We start from the raw sequence: 230 nt of genomic DNA, 5'->3' as shown, positions 1-230 counted from the left end.
GCCAGCGGCCTGCCGGTCATCGGCACCGACGTCGGCGGCGTGTCCGAGATGTTCCGCGACGGCGAAACCGGCATCCTGGTGCCGCCCAAGGACCCGGCCGCGCTCACCGCCGCGCTCGAAAGGCTGATCGACGACGCCGCCTTGCGCCAGCGCATGGGCGAGGCGGGCCGCAAGATGGTCTGGGAAGAGGGCGTGTTCTCGCCCGCCCGCCTGGCCGAAACCACCGAGGC

The 230-nt window shown here is 73.0% G+C and carries 1 protein-coding gene; it reads left to right on the top strand.

From position 1 onward, the window contains the following. Window positions 1–230, top strand: a 230-nt coding sequence (locus tag SB771_RS37475; protein ID WP_410722339.1) for a glycosyltransferase family 4 protein, incomplete at both ends; no start/stop codon positions are given.

Origin of the sequence: Burkholderia sp. SIMBA_051 (assembly GCF_046534915.1) — a bacterium.
Taxonomy (GTDB): Bacteria; Pseudomonadota; Gammaproteobacteria; order Burkholderiales; family Burkholderiaceae; genus Burkholderia; species Burkholderia ambifaria.
The sequence above is the reverse complement of the archived record's forward strand: the minus strand, read 5'-3'. Positions and strand labels throughout refer to the sequence as shown.